Below are 6,274 nucleotides of genomic sequence, written 5' to 3'. Positions count from 1 at the left end.
ATAAATAAATAAATAAATATATAAATAAATAAATAAAAACAAAGTAATGAAACAGGCCTGGAGATTCTCAGGCCTTACCGGAAACCTGGCTTTGCAGGCTCCGGAACTTTATCTTTTTTAAAATAACAGGGAATCCTGATGGCCACAACACGTGATTATTACGATATTCTCGGATTATCCAAAGATGCCTCACCCGAGGATATAAAGAAAACCTATCGAAAACTTGCGCTAAAGTATCATCCTGACAGAAATAAAGAACCCGGAGCTGAGGATAAGTTCAAGGAGATCTCTGAGGCTTATGCCGTTCTTTCGGATGATGAGAAACGCGCTCAGTACGACCGTTTCGGACATGCCGGAATAAACGGGCAATACAGCGCAGAAGATATCTTCCGTGGTGCGGATTTTGGCGGCTTCGGAGATATATTCGAAATGTTTTTTGGCGGCGGGGGAAGCAGACGAGGTCATATGGGACCAAGGAGAGGTTCCGATCTCCAGTATGACCTTTACATTACCTTTGAGGAAGCAGCCTTTGGAGTCCGTAAAGATATCAATATCCCTAGAACGGAAAGATGTTCTAAATGTTCCGGAACCGGAGCCAAACCTGGAACAAGCCCGAAGCGCTGTCCCACATGTGGCGGTACAGGTCAAATCCACACAACTCGCTCCGGACTGGGTATGCAGTTTGTAAGCACCTCTACTTGCAGTACCTGCCATGGCAAGGGTCAGGTAATTGAGTCTCCCTGCCCGGTTTGTGGCGGTACAGGCAGAGTTCGAAACAAGAGGAAGATAACAGTAAACGTACCTGCTGGAGCCGATTCAGGCATGAGTCTTAGACTCAGTGGAGAAGGAGATTCGGGAGAGCCCGGGGCTCCGTCCGGAGATCTCTATGTCGTGCTTCATGTGAAGGAACACCCCTACTTTAAGAGAGTCGATTACGATGTAATTTCCGAGCTTCCTATCTCTTTTGTCCAGGCTGCGCTCGGTACGGATGTAATGGTCGATACTCTTCACGGGAAAGTCAAGATGAATATCCCTGCAGGAACCCAGACCCACTCTGTATTCAGGCTTAAAGATAAAGGAATTCAACACCTTCACGGAAGTAGAAAAGGCGATCAGCTTGTCAGGGTTGTAATCAAGACTCCGACAAAACTTACTCAGGAACAAAAAGAGCTACTCCGCCAGTTTGAAGCTCTGAGCAGCGGCAAAAACCCAAATGGAGATGAGAAGGGAGGAAATGAGAAATCCACAGAAAAATCCCGAAAAAGTAAAGGTTTTTTTGAGAAAGTAAAGGATGCCTTTGAAGGGTGAAGTACTCCTCTGCCCAAAAGGTATGCCTTTTCTGTCAAGGAAGGGGCTTCTTGATTCATAGATGACCTCATGGTCACTTCAGACAAGCTTGAATACAGGCACTTTCTACCCTACTGAGGCCCACTCCACCATTCGTTTTGGCTTTACGTGATAACAAATTAAGAACAGTGAGAGCTTCATTACGACCTTTAGAACCTGGAGGTTAACTCTTTGAAAAAGGTTGCTTGATTCTCGCTAATCTTAATCTGTTAATGAGTCCGTCCCAAAACTTGAAATTTGCTTATTGGACATTGTATTTTGAATAATCAATCAAACTCATGATCATGAAAACAATTCTGATAATTCCCAACAATTAAGAGTAAAGTGGCTTTTGGGATAGACTCAATTATATGTTTGGAAGTATTATTAGATTATTAGAATCAATAACGAAAATTAGATTCTTAAAATCAATAACGAAAATTAGATTATTAGAATCAATAACGAAGGAGTGTTGAAAAGTTGACGGCTTTCAGTTCCCATCTGGCAAGCCCCCAGTTTTCACCGGAAGCTGTCGAGGAAGGGACTTTATGCCTTAGAATTAAATTCATTCCCTTCGTTCTTTCCTGGGGCCGTTTCATTTTCTAACTTATTCTTTACTTTATCTTATTTCCTGAGGACTCGTTCACTTTGGTATTTGTTTTTTACTGCAAAAACTCCAAAATGTTTATATAATTGTTCAGGGTTAACATTTTAGCTTGTAGTTGTATTTAAAAAGCCTGGATCTTACAAACTCTGTTTGCAAAATATTTAACTTTTAGAGATGGTCAATACGCTGATTAATTTTATCACAAACAGTTTATCGGGCCGCGTTCCACAGTTTTGTTTTATCTGTGTGTTCTTAACTTTTTATATTTATTTACTCAATTTTTCATATCTTACTGATCTCGTGCCTGTTGCTTTTTATACGCCAGGTTCCATATTTAAAGGTTCGTTAAAAACAGTTTTTCTGAAGGTGTGCTATGAAGGTTATAATTATCGGCGCAGGGGAAGTAGGTTATCACATCGCAAAGGCTCTTTCCCCCAAAAACGATGTAATAATTATTGAAAATAATGAAGAAGCATCAAAACGGGCAGACGAACTTGATGTCCTTGTTATTGAAGGAAACGGAGCAAATGCTGAGATCCTATCAAATATTCTTCAGGATACTGATTTGCTTGTAGCTGTGACAGGTATGGATGAGGTTAACATTGTAGCCTGCATGACCGCCAAGCTGATTACCCGGGGAAAGCCCGGATGGAAGGAAACTAAAACTATTGCCAGAGTCAGTAACCCGGATTATATTGATTCACCTGTAACCTCAAGGACTCAGGCCGGAGTCGATATAATGATCTGTCCTGAACTTTCACTTGCCTCTGAAGTTGCTGAGATCCTGTCAAGTCCATCCGCAATAAATGCCGAAATGTTTGCCGATGGAAAAGTCAGGATGACTGAGTATGCAATAAACCCCGAAAGCGAGCTCGTAGGAAAGCAGATTCGGGACCTCAGGCTTGCTGACTGTTGCATTGTTAGTGCGATTTTTCGAGGGCATGAAATAATTATTCCTCATGGAAACGACCTAATTAGCGCAAACGACCATATGGTAGTTGTGGGTAAGCCTGAATCTATGGAAGGGCTAGGCAGTACTTTAGGGAACAAGGTGCCCCACAAAAATAGAATTCTTCTCATAGGCTGTGGCATTGTAGGATTTTATCTCGCCAAACTGATAGACAAAGAAGAAAATGCCGACCTTAAAATTGTCGAGCATAGTAAAAGCCGCTGCATAGAAGTGGCAGAGAGGCTGGAAAATGCCCTTATTTTAAACGGAGACGGTACTGACATCAGTCTACTCAGGGAGGAAGGCATTGAGAATATGGACGTTGTTATCTCGGTTACGGACAGCGATGAGAAAAATCTCCTGTGTGCTCTTCTTGGAAAGCAACTGGGTGCAAAGAAAGTGATTGCCAGGGCTGACCGCTCGGACTATCTTCCCCTCTTTGAAATGGTTGGCATAGATCTGGCAGTCAGCCCCAGAGAAGCTACTGTAAACGAGGTACTTAAGCTTACAATGGGCAGAGGAATACAAACCCTGACGACCATTGAAGGCGAAAAGGCGGAAATCATAGAGTATACGGCTTCCAAGAGCTCAAAAATTGTCGGAAAACCTTTAAATAAGGTAAAATTCCCAAGGGGAGCTCTTATTAATATGGTAGTTCGTGGGAAAGACACCATAGTCCCTAGAGGGGACTTCATCGTTCAAGATCAGGATAGAGTGGTTATCTTTTCCATGGCTTCTGCAATGTCAGAAATAGAAAAATTTTTTAGATAATCTTTGGGAGGAAGGTGGTTTCTTATAGATAACAGTGCAGTCTTTAATGCATTAGGAAAAATTCTTTTCCTTCTGGCATTTACAATGCTTGTTCCCCTTTTAGTAGCCTTTTACTACCGTGAACCTCTTGTCCCCTTTATTGTTTCCTTTTTCATAACACTTGTTTCTGGCTTGCTTCTCATGCGATTCAAAGGTCGTGAGGATTGGCAGCAAAAAGAGGCCCTTGCCATTGTGGCTTTGAGCTGGCTTGCAGCAGCTATTTTCGGGGCGATTCCTTTTCTTTTTGAAGGAGTTTCTTTTATTGATGCAGTTTTTGAATCAATGTCGGGTTTTACTTCAACGGGTTCTTCAATTCTTACGAATATAGAGAGCTATTCAAGAGGACTTCTTTTCTGGCGGTCTTTTACCGCCTGGCTTGGAGGCATGGGAATCATTGTACTTTTCATAGCAGTTCTGCCAAAGCTCGGAGTTGCCGGCCGTCAGCTGTTCAGGGCTGAGGCTCCAGGTCCTACTGAAGATAAACTGAAGCCAAGAATCCGGGAAACTGCAAGGATTCTATGGACGCTCTACATTCTTATCTCTGCTCTTGAAGTTGTGGCTCTATTTCTGGGTGGAATGTCCCTTTACGATGCTCTCAATCATTCTTTTGCCTGTATGGCTTGCGGGGGATTTTCTACTTATAATGCAGGAATAGAAGCTTTTCACAGTCCTATTATTGAATTTATTCTCACATTTTTCATGTTTATTGCTGGGGCTAACTTTGCTCTTTATTACCGGGTGATTCGTGTCAATAAGTTTGCTCTCTTTCGAGACGAGGAATTCAAGGCCTATTCTTTTTTTATCCTCGGTTTCACGGGTTTACTTACACTGGTTCTATTCAAAGATATGGGATTCTCTCCATTCAATTCTTTTCGTTATGCCATATTTCAGATAACCTCTGTTATGACAGCCACTGGCTTTGCTTCAACGGATTTTAATATGTGGAAGGACTCAGCAAAAATTCTGGTTCTTTCAGTCATGTTTATCGGAGGCTGTGCGGGTTCTACAGGCGGTGGCATGAAGGTTGTACGTTTTCTGTTGATGTTAAAATATGCAAGGAGAGAACTCTTCAAATTTGTTCATCCTCGACTCGTCAGGTCTATCCGGTTAAATAATAAAGCAGTACCGGAAGACATTTTACAGTCAATTCTCTCTTTTGTTGTGCTTTATATAGGAGTTTTTGTTGTAGGTACAGTGCTTCTAACACTACTGGGAGTTGATATGGTAAGCTCGGTTACAGCTTCGATAACGACTCTCGGAAATATAGGTCCTGGTTTTAACATTGTCGGGCCTATGGCAAATTTTGAATCAATCCCACTGCTAGGCAAAATTATTCTTATCAGTAATATGTGGGTAGGCAGGCTAGAGGTTTATACCGTGCTTGTACTCTTTACAAGGGAATTCTGGCACTCATAAAGAGAATTGTGGAAAAAAAAAGGAGTATTAAAATGCTGTTTTATCCTAAAATAATTTCGAGAATTGTGAAAAAAAGATACTGTACAATCTTCGAGGGCTGACCATTTGACTGGTTTCAGTGCATGCTGAAAATTTATCTTAGTTCCTGTAGACTACCACGAGCCAGAAAAGTCCCTAACTTTGAGACCCTATCTGAAGATTCTATAATATATTTTTTAATGTGGGTAGGATCTAAATTTCTTCTCGTATCTTATATGTCACATTTGTAAAATGACTTTAAATTATTTACTCAAATTGACAAAGAGTTGATTTATTGCGTGGCTAGATATAGGAAATAAAGGCCGATTATTATAATTGATACTCCTATTACTCTATCCATGAGGTCACCACTCATTCTGGTGGTTTCCTTAATTTTTTTACCTATTGAACCACCAATAGAGCTGATCACCATAAGAGGAATACTTAGACCAATAGCGTATATTAACATAGTAAGTGTCCCTTGAAGCGGCGTTTGATACAATCCTATATAAGTTAATACAATTATTAGCATCGGAGCACCTCTACCTATTGTAATTGCCCCAAAAGAAAGCCCAAGTAAGAATGCTCCCATTATTGTGTAAGAGTTAGGTAATTTAAAAAAATTGTACATGCTTCGTATTGGTGGTTTGTAAACATGTAATAGTTGTAATCCCATTGCAATCATTAATATACCACCAATTGCCCAAGCGATTGCACTATTTAAAAACAATATATATTTACCAATGTATCCAGCAATAAATCCAAGCGGCAATAGTACTAGCACAGTGCCTATTGAAAATGAGAAAACTAGTTTAAGTATGTTCAAAAGTGATAAGTTTGTTTTTCCGCTTGTAAGGTAACCTATTAATCCTAAGCATAACACGCTATTACATGGGCAGATACCTGCTAGTAGCCCAAAAACAAATATACCAGTTACAGAAGGGTCAAATGTTGCTGTCATAAGCTCATCCTATTAGATTAATTAATTCCGTATCCAACTGTAAATCTATCTCATTTAGGGCGCAACTAGAAAATCCTAAATTTCGTACTTGTCTAGATTTCAGATAGTAAAATCTTAGCGTACGATATTTAGAATCTGATGGCAGCATCCCATTTAGGACCTGTAGAATTTAAATATTCAATTGATC

At 40.5% G+C, this 6,274-nt stretch carries 5 protein-coding genes; 3 read left to right on the top strand and 2 right to left on the bottom strand.

The window, feature by feature from the left end; translation table 11 throughout:
- Positions 1-138 precede the first annotated feature (138 nt).
- Positions 139-1,308, top strand: a complete 1,170-nt coding sequence (gene dnaJ, locus A9239_RS13810) for a molecular chaperone DnaJ (RefSeq protein WP_048118732.1) — start codon at positions 139-141, stop codon at positions 1,306-1,308.
- Between the two features lie 473 nt (positions 1,309-1,781).
- Here the strand turns inward: dnaJ and A9239_RS19670 are convergent, their stop codons facing one another.
- Positions 1,782-1,925: a hypothetical protein gene (locus A9239_RS19670; RefSeq protein WP_155396471.1), complete on the bottom strand. Its 144-nt coding sequence runs from the start codon at positions 1,923-1,925 to the stop codon at positions 1,782-1,784.
- Positions 1,926-2,306: 381 nt separating this feature from the next.
- Between A9239_RS19670 and trkA the strand changes: the two genes are divergently transcribed.
- A complete protein-coding gene (gene trkA / locus A9239_RS13805) occupies positions 2,307-3,653 on the top strand; it encodes a Trk system potassium transporter TrkA (RefSeq protein WP_048155082.1) in 1,347 nt (448 codons plus the stop codon).
- A gap of 24 nt (positions 3,654-3,677) precedes the next feature.
- Positions 3,678-5,108: a TrkH family potassium uptake protein gene (locus tag A9239_RS13800; protein ID WP_048103475.1), complete on the top strand. Its 1,431-nt coding sequence runs from the start codon at positions 3,678-3,680 to the stop codon at positions 5,106-5,108.
- Positions 5,109-5,418: 310 nt separating this feature from the next.
- On the opposite strand, the gene A9239_RS13795 is transcribed toward A9239_RS13800, so the two are convergent.
- Positions 5,419-6,087 carry a cytochrome c biogenesis CcdA family protein gene (locus A9239_RS13795; RefSeq protein ID WP_011308340.1) on the bottom strand — a complete coding sequence of 223 codons (669 nt, stop codon included), beginning with the start codon at positions 6,085-6,087 and terminating at the stop codon, positions 5,419-5,421.
- Positions 6,088-6,274 lie beyond the last annotated feature (187 nt).

The organism is Methanosarcina sp. A14, assembly GCF_001729375.1.
Lineage (GTDB): Archaea > Halobacteriota > Methanosarcinia > Methanosarcinales > Methanosarcinaceae > Methanosarcina > Methanosarcina barkeri.
The sequence above is the reverse complement of the archived record's forward strand: the minus strand, read 5'-3'. Positions and strand labels throughout refer to the sequence as shown.